This window comes from Glaciecola sp. SC05, from assembly GCF_041380235.1.
In the GTDB taxonomy this organism is placed as follows: Bacteria; Pseudomonadota; Gammaproteobacteria; order Enterobacterales; family Alteromonadaceae; genus Glaciecola.
In genome coordinates this window covers 14382-38386 of sequence record NZ_JBGIYY010000022.1, presented here as the reverse complement: position 1 = coordinate 38386, position 24005 = coordinate 14382, and the positions used below count along the sequence as shown (strand labels likewise).

The window sequence follows — 24005 nt, the reverse complement described above, 5'->3', positions numbered from 1 at the left end:
GACACTATGACGATTGCAAAACAGAGCTATAACCTTCAATGCAAACCCTGTGTAAATTCACCGAGACTTCAGTGATTTAAAACCGCGCATAAAGCCGCTTTCCAAACGAGCTAATACCGCCTTGAGCTCTCTATCTTGCTCACTTAGCGACATAAATTCGCTTTGTACTAATTGTTTTAATTGCAGTAAATCGCTGCCTGCATGTGCATTTCGAACCGACACATATATCTTGTGACCTTCTTTTATTGCGATGCCTTCGTCAACCGCTAGGTACCTAGCTGCTTGATTCTGTAGTGTAAAAGTTAAAATGCCAGGCTCGAGGCTCGCAACAAAGTCTCTGCGATTTGGTAGCAGGCCAAAAGCGCCATCTGGCGTCTCAATAACAACACTTTTTATGCCCTCATAGTTTGCAAATATTTTTGAGGGCAAGAGTATCTGCAGTTGCATCAGTTGAAGGGTTTCTTTTTCTGAGTTTGATATGACTTTAGTATCAGCGCTATTCAGCATTGGTCGGCTGCTCTTTAGTCTTGTTTGCCTCATCTACGCGCCCAATCATATAAAGAGCACTTTCTGAATAGGTGCTGAACTCATCGTTTAGAATGCGTTCGCAACCGTCTAGGGTATCCTCAAGGCTAACCGTTGCGCCCTGCATGCCACTAAATTGTCCGGTGGTAAAAAACGGCTGGGTTAAAAATCGCTCTAATTGTCTAGCTCGTGACACCACTTTACGGTCGTTTTGAGATAGCTGTTCTAAGCCCAACATAGCGATGATGTCTTTTAAGTCTTCATATTTAGCTAATGTTTGACGAGCCAATTGCGCTAAGTGGTAATGACGCTCGCCAACAATACTGGGCGTTAACATTTTTGAATGTGATTGCAGTGGATCAACTGCTGGAAAAAGTCCTTCGCTAGCGCGCTTTCGCGACAGTGCAATCGATGCCGATAAATGCGAAAAAGTATGCACTGCAGCCGGATCGGTAAAGTCATCAGCAGGCACATATACCGCTTGTATCGAGGTAATAGCGCCTGCCTCGGTGTTTGCAATTCGCTCTTCTAGCTGCGCAAGCTCTGTGCTTAATGTGGGTTGATACCCAAGTCTAGATGGCATCTGGCCCATCAAACCAGAAACTTCAGAGCCAGCCTGAATGAAACGAAAAATGTTGTCTACTAATAGAAGTACGTCGCGTTGTTCGTCGTCTCGAAAATACTCTGCCATGGTCAATGCCGCATGCCCTACCCTAAATCGGCTACCGGGTAATTCGTTCATTTGCCCAAACAGCATTACCATGTCCTTAAGCACTCCGGCCTCTTTCATTTCCCGATGTAACTCTTCTCCTTCGCGACACCTTTCGCCAATCCCACAAAATATACTTACGCCATTGTGATGACCTATCATGTTGTGGATCATTTCCGTTAACAGGACTGTTTTACCCACACCTGCACCGCCAAAAAGCCCTGTTTTTCCGCCTCGCTCTAATGGCACCAATAAGTCGATGACTTTAATGCCAGTGCTAAACACTTCTGTTTTTGTAGAGCGTGAAGACAACAGCGGCGGAACGTTATGCACTGAGCGCCATTCAACATTTTTAGGCTGCGGCAACTGGTCTATCGCATTGCCAAACACATCAAACATGCGAGACAAAATTTCGGGACCAACTGGTGCTGTAAGTGGGCCGCCAGTATCCTGAATAGCCGCTCCTCTGCTAAGGCCGGCCGTTGGTGTTAAAGCAATCGCCCTTACTCGCTTTGCATCTAACTGCGTTTGTACCTCAAGCAATATAGCGGCATTGCCATCATCGCTCTTTTCTAATTTGAGTAAATTTCGAACTGCAGGCAGCTTACCGGTGAACATGACATCCACTACACTGCCGCGCACGGCAATAACCTCACCTTGTGCGACTGTTATTACATCAATATCAGGTTGAGGATTTTGGGAAGTAGTATTACTCGGTTTATTCATTGTCTCACTTTGTAACTGGCACTGATCGGCGATTAATATTTACCGTTCGACATCGACATCAACATCAAGATCAAGATCAAGATCAACATAATATGATCATATAGCACCCTATTAAGATGAGTTTGACGCATGTCAAAAATGCAATAGCAATTAACAGGTTCTATCAGGCTAAAAAAGTGAGTTAAGTCCTTGAGCTTATTTTTGATATTGATCAAAAAAGACCGATAGCTGTTTGCTACTATCCTCAAACATAAAGTGTTCAACGCTTCAAACGTTCAGCAAACTACCTTTATTGAGGTCATATAACATGCGATTACAAACGATCAAAAGGTGTACAGGCACAATAGTCGGGATCACTTGTGCAATGTTCATTGCGGCCTGTAGCAATCAATTTTCAGAATCGATACGAAAAGTGACCTATCCGCCCGATTTTAAATATACACAGCCTGCTGAGCTTCGCTCTGACATGTCAAAATTAGCCCAGCAAATGGTGCTACTTGACAGTGCGCTAAGTGATTTTTATGAACCAAATGAAAGTGGCGTAGAATTGCAGCGTGAACGAGTAATAATTGCATTAAAAGGTATGGAAAGAACTGCATCAAAGCTCAAGGAAGGATCGCCTGGTGGAAATCATCCAAAGCTACAAGAACAAATGCAAAGTTTTGCGGCTAAAGTTGATCAGGCAAGAAACGCAGCATCATTGCAAAACCCAAACTACTATTATGCAGGCAAAGTCGCAGGGGGATGCACAAACTGCCATTCCATAAATAGGTAAGCCTTAGCCACAAGCGACCATTTATTTACCAAAATAAGGCATAGCAAACGAGAGTGTGATGCAAGCAAATGCAAAATAACTAAGGGAAAAATCATCGAACGTTTACTCAACTTGTTGCCACTATGGGGTGGTCATAATAGTTCTTGCAATCCCGCTTTGTTGACTATGCGTAAATAACGATGTTTGAATGCAATCAAATTCTCTTGTTCAAGCTGTCTAAATACTCTACTTACCGTTTCGATCACCATACCGGTATGATTTGCAATATCGGTGCGCGACATGGTGAGGGTAAAAGCTTCATGACTCAAGTCGCAAGATTTAAGGCGCTGTGCATAATTAAGTAAAAATGCCGCCACTCTTTGCTTGCTTGAGAACTCTCTGCGCGCCAACTGCCTTTCTTCTTCAAGCACTAATGCTGTGCTCATTTGTTGCAGCAAATCGGTTCTAAAAACGTCTGAGTTTTGAAGCAGTTTGTAGATATCCGCTTCTTTATAAAATACGACGCTACTGGTTTCTAAAAAAACCACGCTACACTTGTAGCTATGCTGACTGAATCCATCAAGCCCAATGAGGTCGCCAGGCAGTAAGAAGTTTCCTACATACTGTTCGCCGTCGCTTGAATGAATCACCGATTTAGCCGAGCCCGACCGCAACATATAGATGCCATCAAAACGGTCCCCCGCCCGATACAATGCATCTTTCTTTTGAAATATTTTGTGCGAACAAAAGTTAACGGTGGGTTCGCACTGAACATGCCTATTCAAACTCGTTAGAGCAGTATGTATCTGTTGCTTATTCTCTTGCTTTCTCTCGATTACAGCATGATTCATATTTGTCTCCTTGCAAACAACTAAGGCATTTACCAGTCATTTCTAGCCATCTTATAGCAAGCCCTATCTACTGAATATTCGGAGTTGTACTTAAGCAATTGTGGCTACTACTTATTCGAAATCACAGAAATACAATAGCTTATTTGACCCGCGTCAAATTTTGAAACGAAGCTTGATGTAGGCTTAATTTATCATTCTACGAAACTCAATAAAGACTAGGAGAAATAGTATGAATAAAGTCAATATATGCATTATTGCTAGCTTAATAGCGCTCTTGATGGGATGTGGAAAAGGTGCAGACTCACCAACTGGATTTAGCCTTCCTGAAGGCAATGTTGATGCAGGCAAACTGGTTTTTATAAAACATCAATGTATGGCCTGTCACACTTTAGATGGTATGGACGACAGCACCATTGACAGTCCACTCACAACAAAAATAAGGTTGGGTGGCGCTTCACCCAAGATAACGACATACGCCGAACTTGTTACCAGTATCATCAATCCTTCACATCGCATATCAAAAGGCCCAAAGTGGGAAACTACTAACGAAGATACCGGTGAATCACTTATGCAAAACTATAATGATGTTATGACGGTAACGGAGCTCATAGATATTGTTGCATTTTTGCAACCTGAATATCGCGTAACGCCTATGCCTTACACACCTTATTCACACTATTACATACCATAGTAAGCAAACAGAATGTTAACGAAATATAACACGCTGACTTTGCATCTACTGGAGCTATACCAGCATGCCGCGCTTGTCAATTAAGTGCTTGTTCGAGCAACTATTGCATCAATTAATGTCCATATAAATATGAGGTAAACCATGAGCAACTATAAAAAGATTTTTGTCGCTATCGACATTCACGCAGAATATGAAAATATCATTCAAAAAGCGCTTGATATAGCCACATCACCAGATGACGTCAGTTTAGTTACCATCACCTTATCGTCATATTACGTTCAACCATACTTATATGGCATGGCTGAAAGCTATATAGACGATGCTTCTATCGTAAAAAGCGCCACTAAAAAGCTAAAAGAAATCGCTAAGAAGCACGGGATAAATAGCAAAAAGGTTTATGTAAAATGTGGCGTGCCTGCAGACGAGATCCAAACTATTGCTAATCAACATCATGCCGATCTGATTGTCATTGGCACACACGGTCGCAGTGGTATTAAATTACTTTTGGGCTCAACAGCAACTGCCGTGCTGCATGGCGTTAAGCAAGATGTGTTAGCCGTTAGAATGCATGATAAATAAGCCCTTGAATCAAGGAATAATGCACTATTGGGCATGCACAAAGGCCTTTGCATATTGATACAACTTCAACTTTCTGTTTAAAGGCAAGCATGAAATTTAAAGACTATTACAAGATATTAGGTGTTAAAGACAATGCCGACATTAAAGAAATTAAAAAGGCATATCGAAAGCTAGCGCTTAAATTTCACCCTGACGTCAGCGCCCAAGATAACGCTGAAGAACAGTTTAAAGAAGTCGCTGAAGCATATGAAATATTAAAGGATGACGCAAAACGCGCTGAGTACGACAATATCAAAAAAAATGGCGGTAAAGCAGATCCATTTGGCGCTTCATCCGACTGGACATCTCAATCGCATGCCGATGCTAATCAATATTCTGAAGCTGATTTTTCTGACTTTTTTAACCAAGCATTTGGTGGCAGTGGCGGCCGCAGCCGCTCTCGAAGCGCATATGGTAATGACAGCGATTTGTTCAAAGGCCAAGATATCGAAATGGAGGTGCCGCTCTTTTTAGAAGATTCAGCAGCAGGCATCAGCAAAAATATCGAATTTATAATGCCTGTGTTGAGTTCTGGCCAAGTACAGCAAATTAAAAAATCACTAAAAGTTAAGATCCCGCAAGGTACAAAAGACGGTGAGCGAATACGACTCAAGGGCCAAGGATCGCCAGGCAGTGGCGACCAACTAAACGGTGACTTGTACCTGCATATTCGCTTAGTGCCGCACCCTTTTTTCGATGTGCAGGGCAGTAATATACTGTTGACGGTTCCGCTTATGCCATGGGAGGCGGCGCTTGGTACAAAACTCTCAGTGCCTACGCTTTATGGAAAAATTCAGTTAAACATTCCGCCCAATAGCCGCAGTGGTCAGAAGCTTCGAATAAAAGGCAAAGGATTAAAAGATAAATTAAGCCAAGGCGACATGTTCGCCATTCTAAATATTGACATCCCGCCAACTACCAGTGAAGAATCGAAAACCCTTTGGGAGCAGTTATCAAAGGCCGAATCTTATAATCCAAGAAAAGATTGGAGCGAAATGTGACAAACAATATCTCGTATACAGTGACCTCAAAAGAGCTTTGCCATAATCAAGGTATAAGCCATGAAACGATTGTTGAAATTATTGAATACGGTATCGCCAAACCATTAGATGCTGAGCAGTATGACGAGTGGACATTCGATTTAGATTCTGCTTATTGGATAAAAAAAGCGCTTAAAATTAATCGAGAGCTACACATAGACTGGGTAGCCACTAGTATGGTTATTTCACTCATAAGAAAAAACAACATGCTAGAACAAAAAAATGCACAACTTCAGCAGCTATTAGACCGACTGCTCTAAAACTAGGGGTAGTTTGAAGCTAAAAACAGAGCCTGCAGGTGGATGTTTTGCGTAGTGAATAGACCCACCATGGTCCTCAATAATGCTTTTAGAAATAGACAGCCCTATACCCATCCCCTGCTGTTTGGTTGAAGAAAACGCGGTGAACAACTTCTCATTCATGCTGCTGTCGAGTCCACAGCCGGTGTCGATTACCGAAATTACAACTTGATTATCATCGGTCTGCTTGCAAGTGACTGTGATCAAATTGCCATGAGACAAATCAATCGATTGCATCGCTTCCATTCCGTTACGTAACAAATTCAGCAGCACTTGCTGTATCTGTACGCGATCCACATATACCTTTGCATTCGATTTACAAAAGCTTGCTTTAATTATGATATCTCGAACACGTGCTTCAGATTCTGCAAGTTTAATCACTTCACTTATGATTGCGCGGCACTCTATGTGCTCTTTATTTCTATCTCCTTGTCTTGTCATCGTTTGCATGCGTTCGAGTACAGCACCAGCACGTCGAGCATGTAGGCTTAGTTTTTCGAAAATGTCGGGCAGTTTTTCAAATTTACCGCTATTGCAAAAACTTTTGCCCGATTGCGAGAACAACGAAATGGCCGTCAGCGGCTGATTAACCTCATGGGCGATGCCTGCCGCCATTTCACCAAGAGAGTTGAGTCTATCTGCATGCGCCATTTGTTCAATATGCTTGCGGCTTTGATCTTGGCTCAAGCGTTGGGCGGTGATGTCGCGAATCAAACCAACAAACATTCTGCCATCTTGATGCAGTATTTCATTTACTGATATGTGAATAGGAAAAACGCTACCATCCTTGCGCTTTGCCTCTAATTCTCGTCCGGTGCCGATGATATGCGCGGCACCTGTTTTTATATATGTCGCGACATATCGATCGTGGTCATGTTCAGAGTCATGTCCATCATTACTTGGCATTAATATGTTCACGCTTTGATTTTTCACTTCAGCGGCGCTGTAGCCAAACAATTGCTCGGCTGCACTATTAAAGCTTTTAATTTTGCCCGTTTGGTCAATGGTGATGACCCCCTCAATAACCGACTCGACAATAGCATCTGAAAATGCGTGGCTTCGCTTCACTTCTATTTCAGCCGCTTTTATATTGGTCACATCAGTTACAAAGCCCTCAAGAATGAGCTTTTCGTTTAGCAGTGAGACAACCGCTTCTCCTCTTTCCCAAACTAAATGTGTCTGCTTGTCTTTAGCTATTATTCGATACTCCAACTCGTAGGGTATCTTCTGAAAAACCGCTTGATGCACAGTTTTATGGACCCTGTCATAATCGTCCGGATGAATTATCTTTCCCCACAACACGCTATGCACTTCAAATTCTTGCTTGGTGTACCCGGTTAGCGCTTCACACCCCTCACTAACTAATATACTAGGCCAATCGGCTGTATCGAATGATTGGTAAGCCATACCAGGGAGGTTTTTTAACAAATGCTCGACTTTGTTGCGGTCATCTTTAATCACATTGGCTTTGTTTCTTGCCGAAAGTGCGGTGTAAACAGCAATCGTAATAAACGTGCTTAATAGAGCGCCGAGCACCATTAAAATAGCCATCATTCTATAGTGGGATTGTTCTAAAAATTCTGGATTGGGCTGCATACTAACTTGCCAGATTTGTCCCTCCAATTGAAATGATGCTTGCCGGCTCCAATCATCATTACTAATTGCTGAGCTAGGCGTATCTGAATAGATTTCTTGGTCATTGATAAACAATGTAATTTGGTGGTCACTCAATAAATACGATGGCAAAATACCATTCACATAAGATTCAAAAAGCAACAGGCCGCTAATAAACCCTTCTAGTTTTAAGTCACCAGTTGATTGATTAAATACCGGCACATAGATACCGACACCCGCGCCGCCATGGATAGAATTAAGCGGTGTAGTAACTGCAACACCCTTTGTTTGTTGTGCTTTCATTGCGCCAGAAAGTGCCTCAGGATTAAGCGCCAAATTGAAGTTTTGAACAATTTCGTTGCCGGTAACTGGCGTCACTCTGAGAACATGATATTTGTTGTCGACCCAGCCTAAAGCTTGATAACCACGCTGCGCGTCATACAGCGCCTTACTAATAGACTGCCATTCTTCATCGCTCATATTGGTCGTCAATTGCGGTAATTTGGTAAATTCAGAGAGCGTACTCATGCGCTTTTTTAAATCATCTTCAATTAATAGCGCAATACCATTTGCTGAGTTTTGGGTTAAACGATTGATATGAGCATTGCCCTGCGCCTCTATGGAGGTCAATGTTATGGTAATTAAAGCCGCAGCAAAAGCACCTATGATAAGCGAATACCATAAAATAGTGTGCCGCCGTAAAAATTGAATTAGCGCAGTTGCTTTAGTGGTAGTCATGTTTAATAGAGACTCAAAGTTGTCTAATCTGGTTCGATGCCATGTGATTTTCACAAGACGCATGTTACTCCATGCAGGTGCTTATCCTACATCATTTTTTCGATAAATCCGAAACTGCTTAAAGGTGAATGAAATACCGATGCAATCTTAACTACGTACCAACCACATTTTGCTTGGGTAAGCCCTAATTGTTTAGAATGCTCTATGCTCATACTATAACTGCAGAACAAATTTTCAGTACATGGCTGACAAATAATTAGTCGATTGAAATTTAAGCATTAACAAAGTGAGAACGACGATGAGTGAAGTAATAAATAAAGACCATACCTTGGTGCAGTTAGGAAATTTAGCGATCACTATTCGCCCGATAACACCAGACGACAAAGATATAGAAGCGGCATTTGTGCATGATTTATCGATGCAAACTAAGTACGAACGATTTTTTGAAGGTATTAAAGATCTATCACCCTACATGTTAAAAAAACTTTGTGAAGTGGACGGTGTGAATACCATGGCATTTGTTGCTACTATAAATGTTGACGGTGCTGAAAAAGAGATTGGTGTATGCCGATATGCATTAGATAAAACTCCTTCTGAAAGAGAAATGGCGGTGACTGTAGCCGACAATTACCCTTTTGAGGAGATTGCGTCTCTATTAATAGATAAAATAAGGGCGCACGCTAAGCAAAATAATATAAAGCGTCTAAATGCGATTGAATTGAGCAGTAATTATAGAATGCTGCAGCTCGCTAAGCACTTAGGCATGACCTCAAAAATAGCTCCCACAGACTCGACCTTAGTAGTCTACTCTATCAATGCCTGAATGAGCTATTCTTGGTTTAGTGCCGCTATTTAACAGTTGAGTAAAACGTACTATTCGCGAAAGCCGGTAAGCAAAAACACCGAATACAAACCCTGTGGTTTATCGATTTCGCTTGCCGTTTCAATTCTTATATCGGAAAAGCCAGCATTGCTAACCTCCTGCATAATCCAATCTCGCTCAAAGCCATGATGATGTACACCCGTATCTTGCTCGTGAAAACTGCCGTCTTCTGTATCGATATCTGCGATGGCGATGAAACCGCCTGGCACAAGTAAGTCAAAAAGACGTTTAAATAGTAATGGCACATCTTCAATGTGATGCATCGTCATAGAGGAAATTATTCCATCAAATTGAGTGTCTAGATCTTGATGTTGCAAGTCTAATATTAGTGGCCTGAGTTCACATTCAATTGTATCTTGCTGCAAAACAAGCTGGTTCATCATCGATTCGGATACATCAATTGCCGTGATCTCTTTTACCAAAGGTGCAATTTGTTTTAGAAGCAGTCCGGTACCTGAGCCAAAGTCCATTATTTTCATGCCTGTAGAAAACGTAATTCTTTTTCTAATCGCTTGGGAAATATTGGCAACATTTGTTACTCGCGTTGAATTCTTTTCGTATTCTTTGGCTTTTGTTGCGAAATAATCGTTTAGCATAACGTATCCTTGGGAGTTTATTTTTTTCTCTGGAGTATTCATTTCAAATTTTTATACGAGACTGATGAGCGCAACCCATAAACAGCACCAGTAGACAGTTACAGCCTTCATTAAGTGTTTATGCGCTATCTATAGCACCAATAAGTAAGCCCTTGTTGCTTCAAAAAAGCTTCTGCCTTATCGCCTTGCAAAATAGCTAAGGTAGCCAAAAGCCCAGCCTGAATACACTGTTCACTAGCTACAGTAATTGATCTAGCCGCATTTTCAATAGGGAAACCCGTAACTGGATTAAGAATATGAGAATATCGCTTTGTGCCTTTTTTTAAATATCGGTTTGCGTCGCCCGACGTAGCGAGGCCGCCTTTTGCAATATTAACAACCGCAGTACCATTTTGCTTAGTTGGATTGTCTATTCCAATGCGCCAAAAGGGGGCATCTTGCCGCGGGCGTGTCACCTGAATATCGCCCCCAAAATTTACCAGGACCGATATGTCAGATAAGCTTTCGTTCAAAAGCTGTGCGGTTTTGTTCACTGCGTATTCTTTGCCAATTCCACCTAAATCGAGCTCAAATCCACTGGGCAGGATAATCTGTGATTCAGAATAAATAACCCGCTGCCACCCAATATAGGGGAGTAACTTACCGACCGCCTTCACACTAGGCACATTATCAGAACCGTCAAAACGCCACATCTGCCGTAAAATCCCTGATGTAATGTCAAACATGCCATGGCTTATGTCATAGCAGGTGTTAGCAAAACTGAGCAATTGATACGTTTCATCATCAATAAGGACGGGCTTACCCAAGCTATGGTTAATGCGATGCAGCAAATTGCCTCTGATGTACCGACTGTACTTAGCTTCAATTCGTTTAGTTTCAGCAATCGCTTTCAGAAAATAAGGTTCTATCCGCGTTTTATCGGTGCTATCAAACAAAATTTCACAGGGGCTTGCCATCGCAGAAAAACGGCCACACAAATGGCCGTCTTCAAAATTCAAGGTAGGTTTAGTTTCTATCATCGTTTTGACAAGCTTAAACCGAGTTATTCACTTACTAAAAAGAATAGCTCAATTGCGCAATAACTGCCTTAACAGAAGGATATAAATCTAAGCCCTGTAATACGCCGGGTTCATCAAACCCTGCATTTTTAGGCGTCTGTTGATAATATGCCACGCGCACACCCCATTCATGCCCATTGGATAATCTTTGGCCGTACTTCAGACCCAAAGTAACCGTGCTCATCTCACCTAAGCGATAATCAGCGCTAGCAAACATCGGCAATGCATCACCATCGTTTAAGAAAGGTCGATAAAACTCGGCTGCTTCTTGCTGATAATAACGAAAGTAAGGCTGAACATAAGACGTATCTGAAAAATTAAACCGTAATCGGCTATCGATAGTGTGAGAGTCTATTTCCCAGTCATCCGTAGCGAAGCGATATGACACATCAATCATACCGTTATCCATCGCATATTTAGTTTGCCAATAAAAATTATGTTTGGTGCGCTTATCTGGCCTACTTTCAAACAATAATGACTGTGTAATACCTTCGCCATTTACCGAGCTGAGCATTTTGTAAGGATCATTCAAATAGCCATCGGCGACTGAAAATCCATAGTTAAATTGCATGATCATGCGTTTGTTAATCGTCTGCGTCAGTCCTATCAACACATCTACGGTGGTTTTGTCTTGAGAGTCGCTTTGTCGGGTATTTTGAAAAGCAGTATCAAAGGCGTCGTCACCTTCAAAATCTGAGCGCAATAACATATTTGAGAAAGCCACAGGAGCCCCCCCTACTGGATCTATGCTGTCATATTGATATGACAGGCCCAATGAAAGCGTCCTGTTTTTTCGGTCAAAATCCTTAGCTATAGAGCCGTTTGCGCCAATAGATAAATAGTCGTATTCATTTGACACATTTAAGCCTGCGCTACCTCGTGTATTTGTCCACAATGGCTGTGTCCATTGACCATTTAACTGCACGCGCGTATCTCTAAAGGTATCATCCAAAGGCAGTTCACCGCCTTCAATCGTATATTCACCGTTACCTGAAGGTCTTGTGTATGTTTGCAAACCTGGCTGCGCAACAGCGCCTGATGCCGATGCTCCTGTCAATGAGTCAAATACCAATTTGCCACTGAATATATGCTCGTCACCAAAGTCTTTTGATGCCGCGACGACGCCTTCCAGCAGACTAACGCGATCGGTCTCACCGTAATATAAAATAGCGGTATCAAACTCCCAAGCTTGCTCGCTTTCTTGGCCGATTGCGTCTGTTGTTCCTAGCAAGGCGCATGTTGCAGCGGCCAATACTGAGGTGATTGTCATTTGATTTTTTAATTGCATCCACAACCTCCACCGGCAAAGGCTCTACCGCCACTAGTGGCTTCTTTACTAAAGTAGATATGTTCATCTAAGGCAATGTCTACCGCATCTGCATTTAAGCTCATTTCGTCTCTGGCCAGCAATTCACGCTCCCATGGTTCAACACCTAAGCTTGCGCATCCACCTAGTTGCAAAAGCGCAAAGCAGATAGCAATTTTTGTAAGGTTTCCAGAAAGCTGCTTTTTTAGTTTGGGGCTGTTAGTTTTCTTGTTTTTTATATTCATAATGGTACCTACAGAGAAGTTGAATGTGTCAGTTATTCCGCCAATAGCTGGGTGATTTCGTTTTGATATGCAGCGACTTTTGTCGTAAAAAAGCCTTGATGCGATATGCGCAGCTCACCAGATTTGTCGATGATATAACTGCTTGGCATCCCCACTAGGTTGTACTGTTTGGCAATATTGCCCTTGGGGTCATAAACGATTGCAAATTCAGCAGGCAGTTTTGACAAGAACGCTTTTGCATTTTGGGAATCTTCATCAAGATTAATCGCAATAATCTTTAGGCCTTTATCTGCAAACTTCTGGTGCATTTCGTTCATCCATGGAAAGGATGCTCGGCATGGTTTGCACCAACTGGCCCAAAAATCTATGTAAACCACCTGACCTTTTAAGTCGGCCAAATCAGTATCGCTATCAATTTGAAAGTTAGGTGCTGAGGCTAAGCTCGGAAGAGCTGTAAATAAGGTAAAAATAAAGATTAAAATTCTCATTGACGCTTATCTGTTTTAAAAGAGATAAACAAGGATAAATGCCCTACCTTAAGGTTTCCTTAAGGTAGGGCATTTATCTCTTTTATTTCATGTTATTTTTACATCATGCTGCTTACTAACTATGCGTGTTCAATTAAATTCTAGGGCACGCCTACTAGCAAATACGCACTACATATAAGGTTTTAATCTGTATTTATTGAACGAATTCTATTATTGTGACGCACGACGACATTCGTATTTGAGACTAAGATGTTTAAACTTCTTTTGAGTTTTTTACTTATAACTACATTGACTGCTTGCATGCAATTGAAAACGACCACAGCTGCCACCCCACAAATTAAAATAGCGGCATTCAACGTCAGTATGGATGCCAGCAACTATGTGGGCCGAAACGCAGAGTTAACGACCGACCAAGTGTTAATCGAACAGCTTAAAAAGGGCAATCAACAAATCAAAAATATCGCTGAAATTATCCAGCGAGTGCGCCCCGACATTATTTTATTGAATGAATTTGATTACATACCAGACCCTGCTCAAGGTGTTGAAGTATTTATTGAGCGCTATTTGAATGTGGCGCAAAACGCATCGTTATCAGCCATTGACTACCCGTATTATTACTATGCGCCAGTTAATACGGGCAAACCTAGTCCTTATGATTTAACAGGAGACGGAGAGGCCACCGGCACCCAAGGGGACGCGTGGGGCTTTGGCTTTTTTGAGGGTCATTATGGCATGATGGTGTTATCTCGCTTCCCAATTGATACAGCAAAGGTGCGCACCTTTCAGAACTTTAAGTGGAAGGATATGCCCGATGCACTCCGGCCAATAGTGCCTGAAACAGGCGAAGCGTTTTACAACGACCAAATATGGGAGCAATTTCCACTGTCGTCAAAATCTCATTGGGATATTCCAGTAATAGTAAATGGCACCCCGATTCATTTATTAGCCTCTCATCCTACCCCGCCGGTGTTTGATGGCAGCGAGGATCGCAACGGCACCCGCAATCATGATGAAGTGCGTCTGTGGCTCGACTACATCACGCCAAATAAGGCTGATTATATTTATGATGACAATGGCATGCGCGGAGGATTGGCCGAAAATTCAAGATTTGTGATATTAGGCGATTTGAACGCATCAAGCACCGAAGGTAGTTCTCGTAAAGAGGCGATCACTGGTTTACTGAATAGCCCACTAGTTAACGACCGTGCTATTCCACAAAGCAAAGGTGGTGATTTGCATGTACCTGAAAACCCTATATCTAAATACCATACCGCCGGTTGGGGTATGCGTGCTGACTACGTTTTGCCATCGAATTATGGCTTAGCGGTAGTTGAAAATGGGGTGTATTGGCCTAGCAAAAACGAAGAGACCTACCGTTTAGTCAAAGACAGGGCCTCATCGTCTGATCATTTATTGGTTTGGTCGCTACTAAACATCGAACATTAAGTTTGCCCGATAGGTATCAAGGATCTATTTTGGCAAAGCAAAAGATCAGACAAGGTTGTGGAGCATGCACCCGCTGAACCTCTTTAAGCAAATGCGGTCTGAAATATCCTAAAAGACGTCATTAAAACCTAAGGTCTGTCTATGCTTAAAACAATACAAACATCAGGCACACAACTACCCTATATCATTGCGTTAGTTTGCGTTTTTTTGCCATTTATCTCCGTCCATTTAACTTTGGCGATCTCTATTTTTTTTGACAACTTAGCCCTGTGCATACCCTATTGGCAACAATGCCATTCTATTAGCGCCACCGGACGTCAATATCCAGAATTTTTCTTTTTTAAGGGCCTTTTGATCCCAACTGCGGTATTTATGGCGGCTTATTGGTTGATGCTTAAGCATTGGCTTCAAAGCATCAGCGATGGCCGAATCAAGCCACGTTTGATTACTGCTATGGGTTTGTTTGCTGCGCTGGCGTTAATTGTATATACCGTAACGCTTGGCGCGGTGGGTGAGCCATACGCATTGGCCAGAAGAATTGGTGTTATCTTTTATTTTGCCTTCACGTCTTTTGCTCATTTGATTTTGCTTCGCCATCTTGAGAAATTGGATACCTCATCACTAAACATAGCGATTTATCAAAAACGCTTAACTTGGATCTGTTTGGTGCTAGTGAGCACTGCCATCATAAGCGCACTGCTTGGCTTTTTATGGGACGACGGATGGGATAACTGGGAAAACGCCTACGAATGGTGGTTTTCTGTACTGATGGTCGCAATGTTTTACCAAGTGGGAAAAATGTGGCAAAAAACCGATTATAAAATCACATTGACGCTATCAAAAGCCGCGTCTTAGCTGAATACTCCACTCCCAGCTATTCACACTTTCTCCGTCACCTAAAGGCATTGCAATATCGAGATGCACCACACCGGGATTACTGGCCTTATTTGAATACAGTCTTGCGCCAAAACCGGCACTGGCGAGGATGTCACCGTCCTCGTTTAAACTGGAAAATTCTCCACCACTCGCTCTGCCCACATCGGCAAAAGCAGCAAAGCCAAGTTCAAATAACTGATAGAAGTTGTAGCCTGTGTAAAAACGCGTTTCAAGGCTTGCAGAAAAGCGATTATCGCCATGTTGATATTGCAGCGGATATCCTCTTACGCCGTTGTCATCATCAATCACAATCGGACGATCGCGAAACTGATTTTCAGACGCCGTGCCCGACAAACGCGCATAATAGCCCAGTAAAGGAGATGCGCGGTAGAAGTATTCCAGTTGTCCATCGATGCGCGCGAAGTTTTTTATGTCGGTGTTTAAGATGCTTTGCAAGTCTACGCTGGCAAGTAACAGTGCCTCACCTAGGAAGGCTCCTTTTCGCAGGCGGAACTGAGTATGAGTGCCTATTCCAGCCGCATCGGAATTAAGCTCAACGCCCACCTGCACATAAAATTCCCAACCTAAATTGATATCTTCTGGCTGTCGAATAAAGTAGATATCCTGCATCACATGAATATCGCGCTGAACAAATTCATAGCCTATCCACGGATAGATAAAATCACGCGACTGCGGGACAAAAGCCAAGCTATTTTCATTCAGGCCTAGTGCACTGATAATCGCCAATCTATCAAAAAACTCGCCTTGCTGAGTGACGCTATCGAGCCCTGCAGCAAACTCAATGCGTTCGCGATCAACACCCATAATCAAACGCTGAGTTTGTTCATTATTTGCGTTAATTTGAATACCATATGCAGCACGCAAATTTAATTCATCAACAGATAAGCTATTGCGCGTGTCGCCATTTTGAAAGATGTCTTCAATCCGATTATTACTCTGGACAAAAGCCAAAATACTATAGGTGCTGCCCAAATGATAAAAGGGCTTATCAAAGGCGAAACTGTATAATTCTCCATCGTCATTGTCGGCAAGCGCCAGCGAAACATTCGAATGGCGTACCCAAGGAAATGCCGAACGCATAGCAAATTGATAGCCCGAGCGTTGCTCATCCTGGCGATAACGAAAAGTACTTCGAATACCTAGGCCCAATAGGTTGTCTTCTCTTACGCCAACAATTGTGCTGTTTTCGCCGCCGCTTCGGCTAAACGATAGACTAGGGATAAATGACCAATTATCATAGGTTGTGGCATGCAAATTCACACGCGAGGACGCGCAATTGAACTCAGCCCGAATGTCTGCGTTGGCTATGTATCGCTCGCGACGCAATAGCGCTTCGGCCTCCACAATGTCGGCCGGCGTTACCTCATCGCCTTCATCAAAGGGCAAGCGCTCGGCTATTACAAAGGGCTTGGTGATAACATGCAGCGCGTTGGCCCATTTATGCAAAGTGATAGCGTCAGGCGCGTCTTCATCAAAAATAGGCTGCGTATTAATAGTGATACTGTCAATTTTGAAAATGGCTTCACTGTTGTGCGTACTTTGACAGTTTGCGAGCGAACTGTTTGATAGTGGGTTTCCTGTTTCTTCACCATCTTGTATCTCAGTCGCTAGTGACGCCGATGCCAAGCAGGTATAAAGCAAAATAAATAACATATTATTAAGTGATGCGGTTTTCATCAGGCTACCCATGGATTTGCTTTGTCACCTCATACAATATGTTGAGCAATAATACATGCAAAATCCACAAAAGGCGCAGCATCGCATCAAATTGCAGCTAAGGCATTCATGACTAAACATTACATTTTCTTTTTCGTGGCAGCGGTAGCCTTAGCATGGGCAGGATCGTCTGGCCAAAAATGCCTAGGGTATCGCCCCTTCATTTCCTTTTGAATGGGCACGTAACTCCCTGCCCAAAAGCCCACAATATCCTGAGTAGTTTGCAGCGGCCGTTGTGCAGGCGACAGTAACTCACAGGTAATTGCTAAGCTGCCGTTTAACAGCACAGGATGTTTTTGTAAGCCATACATTTCCTGCATTCTCACTGAGAGAGTTGCCGTGCCCTGCTCTGAATATTCAAGAGCGGCTTTTCTGCCTGTGGGGATCAGCCAATTTTCTGGGAGCAGTTCCTCAAGCAATGACAGCTGTTGGTAATTCAGTAAATTGCTAAGCAATTGATAAAACGGCAAGTTTATTAGCTGTTGCCAGCTTGTTTTATCTTCCAAATACGGTAAGAGCCAGTGGTAGATAGAAGACCTTAGGCCCGCTGCAGAGAGATCCGGTAGTGGGGTTTTATTTGCACTTTTATTGAGAAACGCTCTGGCTAATTCAACACGCACAATCAACTGCTTACTTCTGAAATCTAGAGGGATTGCCGCCAAACCATCTTTTGCCAGTTTAGTTTCTAATAAGCCCTTCCATGTTAACAAAGCCCTGTCTTTTGGAGGTGAGCCAAGTGGAGTGTTACTAACCTGAATGCTCCCAAAATGACGACTCAAGCTCGCACTTATTTTTTGTTTTTGCATGTCCCACACAACATCTTTACGCTCAGTAAACGCATCAGGAAAATGTTTTTGCAATGTCTCTAACGTAATTCCTTGAGCATAGCGAATAAGCGCGTTATCACTTTGCTTATCGGTAATTTGCATGTTGCAAACCACTACCCAATCACAGGCCAATATCGCATGGTTTGAATCGTGGCTTTGTGCGTGATGCTGGCTGCTACCTAGACTAGCACCACTGCCGTTTGCAAGTAAAAATCGACCTTTTGCGGTTTGCTTAGCAATCCACTGTCCAAATCCTAGTCCTAGCAATAAACCGATGTCCTCTAAGGGCCAAGGCTGCAGCTCAATGCCAAGCTTCGCGTGCCATTGGCGAACTAAGGGCCAAATACTGTGCTTACTTTGGTTTTTGAGCAACATCAAGCGCTCATAAAGCTCTACCGACCCACTGTTGGGTAGGGGATCTTTGCTCTCTAACAAGGCCGCAATTGCACACGCTAAGCTTTGCTGCGCTACCCCGAGTTTTTCACTTGCAAACAACATAGCAGCTACGTGAACGTTGCCGCCCAATCGATTCACATCTCGGCCTAGTTTCGTGGCTTTATTGCCATTGTCTAACAGGCCAGCGAGCCGTAATGTATTTTGGGCCTGTTGCACTTGCGCTGGCGTTGGGCAATCAATTAGGATCAGGTCTTCGATTGCACTTCCCCAAATCGACGCCTCTAAAACGAAACCAGAAAGATCGGTTTGCAGGATCTCTGGAGCCGACTGGCGAGCAAGCCGGTGATGCTGCTCCTTTGGCCATAATCGATAGCAGGTTCCGGGCATCAAACGGCCGGCTCTACCGGCTCTTTGCGTTGCGGAAGCCTGCGATATTTTTTGCGTGGTCAGCTGGGTGATGCCACGGCGCACATCAAAGATAGCGCGTTTTTCGATGCCGCTATCTACCACGACTTCAATTCCTTCGATAGTTAAACTGGTTTCGGCAATATTGGTCGCGAGCACAATTTTTCGTTTGCCGTGGGGGTCGGGTAAAATTGCGTCTTGCTGTTGCTCTTTTTTAAGCTCCGAAAATAACATATGAATTGCGGCATCCTCGCCTAAAGCAGACGCTAATTCTGCCGCAGTTTTTTTTATTTCAAATGCGCCAGGTAAAAATACCAAAATGTCGTGTTGATGCTGCCTAAACACACTCAACACTAGGTTTTTAATCTGCGTGGTGATAGGCAGCTTTGACACCTTTTCAATATGTTGGATATCCACAGGGAAGGCTCTTCCTGTCGATTCTAATATAGGCACATCAGGCAGTACTTTTTGCAGGGCTTCAATATCAAGCGTGGCAGACATTACCAGTAGTGGTAAATCGTCTCTTAAGGCTTGCTGCACTTCTAAGCATAACGCTAACGAGAAATCCGCATGCACACTACGCTCATGAAACTCGTCAAAGATTACAAGCCCAACACCGGGTAATTCAGGAGACGATTGCAGCATCCGTGTTAAAATACCTTCGGTCACGATTTCGAGTCGGGTTGCCGCGCTTGTTTTATTTTCGCCGCGAACACGATAGCCCACTGTGCGGCCTACCTCCTCCCCTAACTGTTTAGCTAGGTACAATGCAATATTGCGAGCGGCCACTCGGCGCGGCTGCAACATAATGATTTTGCTATTGGCAAAACGAGACATTTTGAGTAAATACAAAGGCAATGCTGTGGATTTGCCAGCCCCAGGAGGCGCAACCACAATAGCGTTACCTGCATCTAAATTTGCGTTAAGTGCAGGGAATATTTGGGTAACGGGTAGCAAAAAGCTCTCAACTCACGACGTGTAAGGTGCCAAAAGACTATAATAGCAAAACCCTTTCCTATATTTCAGAGAAACTAGCGACTTTTAAAGTGCCAGGTCTTTGCCCCGTGCTTTCGACTAGTGTAGGTGCGAATACACGACTCTTAATGTGCTTTGCAGGCCACTTTTAGCAGCCGGCCAGCGAATGGACACATTGTCGAGCATACCGTTTTTACAGTCATTGGCAATGCTTTGAATGAGATGTAACAAAGGGTCTGATTTTACTTTTTGGGCTAACGTGATTAACTTTTCCACACTGGACTTAATGCTGTCGGCTTGCTCGTGCTGCAGAGCTGCTTCGGTATCGTCAATATTCACCTCAATTTCATCTAGCAGTTGTTTAAGACCTGACTGCATAGATTCTATCTGCGTTTGACTTTGTAAGTATGCGACAAGATCAAACCAGATCTTAGGGTTGTTGGGCATTGGAAGCCTTTCCATATCTTCCCGAATCAATTTTGCATCGGCATTCGCCTGAGAGCTTCGCTCTGCCAATTCTTGATGAGCAGCCTTTAATGACTCTTGTGCGCGTACATACTGCTCCTGAACAGTAGCCAATTCGTCGTCAATTGCTTGTTTATGTATATTTTGTTGCTCGGCAAATTGCGCTAATTGCGACTCATTCTTCTCGCTGTATGATTTTAGTTCACCAAGCTCTTGCTCAAGCTCCGCTGCCGTTTGTAAATATGCCAGCTTTTCAGCTTCAAGCTGCGCTGCCGCAGCATGCGCTAAATTCAGTGCTGCCTGCGATGCGGCCAAATCACTCTGCGCAGCATCAAGTTCGAGCTTGATTTGGGAGTGTTGCATTTGTGCTTCGCTGACTTCTTGGTTAGATGTTTTATCCGTTCGGTCTAACTCACTTTGCAACTGCCGCATACGCTCAGCATTTTGCTGCATGTCTTGATGAGCGGCTTTGTAGCATTGTTCAAGATCTTGCTTTTGTTGCTCTAGTGACTGTTGATGCTCCCGCTGTTCAATCAGCTGCTTTTCTAAATAAGCCGAATTTTCTTGGCTATTTAAGGCCTGAGCATGCAAATCATTTAGTTCTGAAGTCATGCTCTTAATTGCTTCATCTTTTACACGCAGTGCCTCTTGCATACTGTCGCACTGTTCTCGTAACTCATTTAGTTTGTGCGCTTGTTGTTGATGTAATTCAGACACCTTATCTACGTCACTGTCTCTGCTAGCAAGCGTTTGCTGGGCTGCATCGCATGCTTGTTTAGTAAGCGCCAATTCATGTGCTAGTTCATCACGCTGCGCCTGCAAGGTTTCGATGTGCTGCGTCGCAGCATCATATTCCGCAATCAAAGCAACGCTGCGTTGTTCGGTGTCAGCAAGCTCAGCAGAACACAAGTCTAAGGTATGTGTAAGGGTTTCAAGACTTTGTGTGCGCTCATGATATTGCTTTTGTAACTGAGCAAACTCAGATTTTGTATACTCTAAGTCTTCTTGCACGCCTTGTAATGCTTGCTTGGTGCTGGCGAGCATTTGTGCGCTGTCAGTCAACTGCTCTTGGCTCTGAACTAATTGTTCTTGGATGCCTTTTTGCTGCTGTTGAGCTTCATCTCGTTTAGCCATCGCTTCGGCAATGGCTACCTCAGCTTTATGAGCAGCGCTTTGGTCGCTCCACATGCATAAAATACAATCAAACACATGGTCTTTATAGATTGGCACGAAGGTCAATTTGCACGGCAGCAAATCCCCGCCAGCACGATGAGTCCAGTCAATTGTTGTCGGTGCTTGTTTCACTTTTAGATCATCAACCACCTGAGCTAAGCTTAGTGCACTTTCCTCGTCTTGGTTGAGCTCAGCACAGTAAGGCGTTTGTCCAAATAAATCCTCTTCATCGTGCACCGCAAAAAATGTACATGCAGCTTGATTCAGTTTCCCAAAGCCTTTGTCTTCTAATATGGCCATAGGCATATCACTGTGCTGCAACAAAGACTCGAATTTATCCCGCTGAAATTGTTCGTCAGAGCGGTCAATTAACCAAAACAAATACTCTTGCTTTTCTTGATTAATGACATCCACGGTTAGTTCACCGGGGTAAATTTTACCGTCTTTACCTTTTAGTTTTACATGAAAGTCTCTCAACCTACCGGTTTTATTGAGCTGTTTCGCAGTAGTGCCAGCCTCGGCCGGGTCGCTGAATAGCTTATAAATATTGCCCTTTTTTAGCTCTTTTTCAGTGTATTGAAGGCGCTCAAGCATGACTCTGTTGGCACTTAGGATTTCATCGTCCGCATTGATTGTGGCGATAGCAACAGGCGCTAACTTCAAAAAGTTACTCATCCGCTCTTGTTCTTGAGCAAGCGCTAAACTGGTTTGCACCAAGCTTGTTTGTTCTTGCTCAAGTAAGGCGCTCAGATGCGATGAATGCTCTTTCTCTTGCTGCAGTTCACTCCCTACTCGCACCAAGGTTTCTTGCTCTTCGATAAGCTCGCGATTAGTTTCAAGGTTACGCTCACGCTCTTGCGCGAGCTTGTTTTGAATTTTTTTGATTTCACTCAAATCTTGCAGTACGCCCACGATACCAATTTCTTTTTGCTGATTTAAACGGTCTGTAGTCGCATAAAACCCTAAGTCTAGCTTCAAGCTTATTGCTTCTCCCTGCACAGTAGTATAATCAAACTCCGTTTCATCGGTGTGATTTGACAAAAACGAGCTGTTCTTATGCAGTTGCATGATCTCAGCAGGAAACGGACTCGCTTCAAACAGGTTTTTACATGAAGCATTTGCCGATAAGCGACTAAATAAGGCATTAAACCGAGTATTTGACCACAATAAGTTACCTTGCTTGTCTATCGCATACGCGGCATGGGGGATGGCGTTTACCATGGCGGTGCGCTGCTGATTTAAGGTATCGATTTTAGTTGCTTGTTTCTCAGCCGCCAAGGCTATTTTTACCAGCACCGTAAAACGAGTGAATTTTTGCTCTTCATCCTCAGTTGCTTGTTCCGATAGTGCTTCTTTGTCGCCGACAATTGAAATCTCCACCGGCACATATATCGCGTTATCAGCAGATGCTGCAAGTTGCATTCTAAAGCTAGCTTTTGCAAGACCCTTCGCTGAGGCCGCACTTATCGCTTTTGTCCATTCTCCAATATCGTGATTATGAATCAGTTTTACAAAGTCAGATACCGAGGCTGATCCTGAAACGGCTTGCCCTTCTTCAATCTGACCTAACTGCAGTAAGTCGTCAAAGAGGCAATCGTGCGTGTAGGTATCTTCGCTCACATCCAATTTAACTAAGCCATACTCACAAGCAGTGAACAGACTGTTCAGATACGCCCCTTTTTTAGAGGTCTCATCAAGCTCACGTTGGAGAGTATTGTTGTTAATAAGCGTGATTACGCGATAGGCTGTTTGGGTATGCGTAAATATCTCACTTGACTGGATAACTAAATGCAAGTTGCTGGCCGTCGCCCGCGCTCTTACCTTAGCCTTATTATCCGTTAGAATGCTTTGCGCCTCAGCGGCGCTAGTTGAGTCAAAACATGCAACAAACTGACTGTTGATTAGTTTTTCGGAAGCTCGACCTAAATAGCTCGCGCCAGCGGTATTGGCATAAATAATTTTACCCGACAAATCCACATGCACAAAGCCTACAGGCAAGACGTTAAGCATGTGTGCTTGATGTTTAGTATCTTGCATGTGCTTGTGTTTGTTTACTCTACACATCACAAACAGCGACACCGCAGCTAACAGCAGTAAGGCAATTGCGCCCAGCAAAATATACAAGCCTGTCGTTATTTGCTGCACATTTTGCTGTTTAACATACTCTCCCCAGGCAAAAGCATGGGTGCTATTAGCAAGTAAGACGCAGATTGCTAAAAAGTGAACATATGAGTGTTTAAGTAGAGTTTGCATATGCATACGGGTTTAGTTCATTCGCAATAGGCTTATAGGATTCTGTAAGGATACGCTTTGTTAGCAAAGGTTGGGCAGTCAAATACAGTGTTTGGTATAAAAGTATATACCTTAAGCCGTTGTGTTGTTGACAGATTTTGTGAGTTTGTCTGCCAAACTTACAAGCCGCTTTTTCAGGTTTCTGGGTTTAGGCAAGCTAATGAAGGAAATCACATGAGTAAGTTTTGAATACTATCTGCAAATTATAGATTTGCTATAAATAAAACATGCTGATGTAGCAGGTTTGAGCTATATCTTAAACTCTCGAAACC

The 24005-nt window shown here is 43.3% G+C and carries 20 protein-coding genes; 8 read left to right on the top strand and 12 right to left on the bottom strand.

Annotation, left to right across the window (positions count from 1 at the left end; all coding sequences use genetic code 11):
• Positions 1-57: 57 nt before the first annotated feature.
• Positions 58-507 carry a F0F1 ATP synthase subunit epsilon gene (locus AB9H30_RS17050; protein ID WP_371195933.1) on the bottom strand — a complete coding sequence of 150 codons (450 nt, stop codon included), beginning with the start codon at positions 505-507 and terminating at the stop codon, positions 58-60.
• Positions 497-1960, bottom strand: coding sequence for a F0F1 ATP synthase subunit beta (atpD, locus tag AB9H30_RS17045; protein ID WP_371195932.1), 1464 nt, complete (start codon positions 1958-1960; stop codon positions 497-499). Before atpD ends, AB9H30_RS17050 begins: the two co-directional genes overlap by 11 nt.
• A gap of 307 nt (positions 1961-2267) precedes the next feature.
• Here atpD and AB9H30_RS17040 point away from each other — a divergent pair, with 307 nt between their 5' ends.
• On the top strand, positions 2268-2735 hold the full coding sequence (locus AB9H30_RS17040) for a hypothetical protein (RefSeq protein WP_371195931.1): 468 nt from the start codon (positions 2268-2270) through the stop codon (positions 2733-2735).
• Positions 2736-2866: 131 nt separating this feature from the next.
• Here AB9H30_RS17040 and AB9H30_RS17035 read toward each other — a convergent pair whose 3' ends face one another.
• On the bottom strand, positions 2867-3565 hold the full coding sequence (locus AB9H30_RS17035; protein ID WP_371195930.1) for a Crp/Fnr family transcriptional regulator: 699 nt from the start codon (positions 3563-3565) through the stop codon (positions 2867-2869).
• 229 nt (positions 3566-3794) lie between these two features.
• Here AB9H30_RS17035 and AB9H30_RS17030 point away from each other — a divergent pair, with 229 nt between their 5' ends.
• The 4 genes from AB9H30_RS17030 to AB9H30_RS17015 all read left to right on the top strand — a co-directional run bounded on the left by AB9H30_RS17030 (position 3795) and on the right by AB9H30_RS17015 (position 6174).
• Positions 3795-4256: a c-type cytochrome gene (locus tag AB9H30_RS17030; RefSeq protein WP_371195929.1), complete on the top strand. Its 462-nt coding sequence runs from the start codon at positions 3795-3797 to the stop codon at positions 4254-4256.
• 141 nt (positions 4257-4397) lie between these two features.
• Positions 4398-4835, top strand: a complete 438-nt coding sequence (locus AB9H30_RS17025) for a universal stress protein (RefSeq protein ID WP_371195928.1) — start codon at positions 4398-4400, stop codon at positions 4833-4835.
• Between the two features lie 89 nt (positions 4836-4924).
• Positions 4925-5875 carry a DnaJ C-terminal domain-containing protein gene (locus tag AB9H30_RS17020; RefSeq protein WP_371195927.1) on the top strand — a complete coding sequence of 317 codons (951 nt, stop codon included), beginning with the start codon at positions 4925-4927 and terminating at the stop codon, positions 5873-5875.
• Positions 5872-6174: a chaperone modulator CbpM gene (locus AB9H30_RS17015; protein WP_371195926.1), complete on the top strand. Its 303-nt coding sequence runs from the start codon at positions 5872-5874 to the stop codon at positions 6172-6174. Before AB9H30_RS17020 ends, AB9H30_RS17015 begins: the two co-directional genes overlap by 4 nt.
• Here the strand turns inward: AB9H30_RS17015 and AB9H30_RS17010 are convergent.
• A complete protein-coding gene (locus AB9H30_RS17010; protein WP_371195925.1) occupies positions 6157-8619 on the bottom strand; it encodes a PAS domain S-box protein in 2463 nt (820 codons plus the stop codon). The two genes, AB9H30_RS17015 and AB9H30_RS17010, sit on opposite strands and share 18 nt — an antisense overlap.
• Positions 8620-8863: 244 nt before the next feature.
• Here AB9H30_RS17010 and AB9H30_RS17005 point away from each other — a divergent pair, with 244 nt between their 5' ends.
• Positions 8864-9388 (top strand): N-acetyltransferase family protein, encoded by a 525-nt coding sequence (locus AB9H30_RS17005; protein ID WP_371195924.1) that lies wholly within the window; start codon positions 8864-8866, stop codon positions 9386-9388.
• 50 nt (positions 9389-9438) lie between these two features.
• Here the strand turns inward: AB9H30_RS17005 and AB9H30_RS17000 are convergent, their stop codons facing one another.
• The 5 genes from AB9H30_RS17000 to AB9H30_RS16980 all read right to left on the bottom strand — a co-directional run bounded on the left by AB9H30_RS17000 (position 9439) and on the right by AB9H30_RS16980 (position 13141).
• On the bottom strand, positions 9439-10044 hold the full coding sequence (locus AB9H30_RS17000) for a class I SAM-dependent methyltransferase (protein WP_371195923.1): 606 nt from the start codon (positions 10042-10044) through the stop codon (positions 9439-9441).
• A gap of 125 nt (positions 10045-10169) precedes the next feature.
• The gene (locus AB9H30_RS16995; protein ID WP_371195922.1) at positions 10170-11063 is read right to left on the bottom strand and encodes an FAD:protein FMN transferase; all 894 of its coding nucleotides are present in this window, start codon (positions 11061-11063) and stop codon (positions 10170-10172) included.
• Between the two features lie 34 nt (positions 11064-11097).
• Complete coding sequence (locus tag AB9H30_RS16990) at positions 11098-12390, bottom strand: DUF3570 domain-containing protein (protein ID WP_371195921.1); 1293 nt, start codon at positions 12388-12390, stop codon at positions 11098-11100.
• A complete protein-coding gene (locus AB9H30_RS16985) occupies positions 12381-12653 on the bottom strand; it encodes a DUF4266 domain-containing protein (protein ID WP_371195920.1) in 273 nt (90 codons plus the stop codon). The genes AB9H30_RS16990 and AB9H30_RS16985 overlap by 10 nt, the downstream gene beginning before the upstream one ends.
• 32 nt (positions 12654-12685) lie before the next feature.
• Complete coding sequence (locus AB9H30_RS16980) at positions 12686-13141, bottom strand: TlpA disulfide reductase family protein (protein ID WP_371195919.1); 456 nt, start codon at positions 13139-13141, stop codon at positions 12686-12688.
• A 300-nt stretch (positions 13142-13441) separates the two neighbouring features.
• Here AB9H30_RS16980 and AB9H30_RS16975 point away from each other — a divergent pair, with 300 nt between their 5' ends.
• Together AB9H30_RS16975 and AB9H30_RS16970 are read left to right on the top strand one after the other, a co-directional pair.
• Positions 13442-14587, top strand: coding sequence for an endonuclease/exonuclease/phosphatase family protein (locus AB9H30_RS16975; protein WP_371195918.1), 1146 nt, complete (start codon positions 13442-13444; stop codon positions 14585-14587).
• 141 nt (positions 14588-14728) lie between these two features.
• A complete protein-coding gene (locus tag AB9H30_RS16970) occupies positions 14729-15442 on the top strand; it encodes a hypothetical protein (protein ID WP_371195917.1) in 714 nt (237 codons plus the stop codon).
• Here AB9H30_RS16970 and AB9H30_RS16965 read toward each other — a convergent pair.
• The 3 genes from AB9H30_RS16965 to AB9H30_RS16955 all read right to left on the bottom strand — a co-directional run bounded on the left by AB9H30_RS16965 (position 15425) and on the right by AB9H30_RS16955 (position 23700).
• Entirely contained in the window at positions 15425-17161 is a 1737-nt protein-coding gene (locus AB9H30_RS16965) for an outer membrane protein assembly factor (RefSeq protein ID WP_371195916.1), read from the bottom strand. The genes AB9H30_RS16970 and AB9H30_RS16965 overlap by 18 nt on opposite strands.
• A gap of 119 nt (positions 17162-17280) precedes the next feature.
• Positions 17281-19785: an ATP-dependent helicase HrpB gene (gene hrpB / locus AB9H30_RS16960; RefSeq protein WP_371195915.1), complete on the bottom strand. Its 2505-nt coding sequence runs from the start codon at positions 19783-19785 to the stop codon at positions 17281-17283.
• Between the two features lie 117 nt (positions 19786-19902).
• Positions 19903-23700: a PAS domain-containing protein gene (locus AB9H30_RS16955; protein ID WP_371195914.1), complete on the bottom strand. Its 3798-nt coding sequence runs from the start codon at positions 23698-23700 to the stop codon at positions 19903-19905.
• Between the last annotated feature and the right edge of the window lie 305 nt (positions 23701-24005).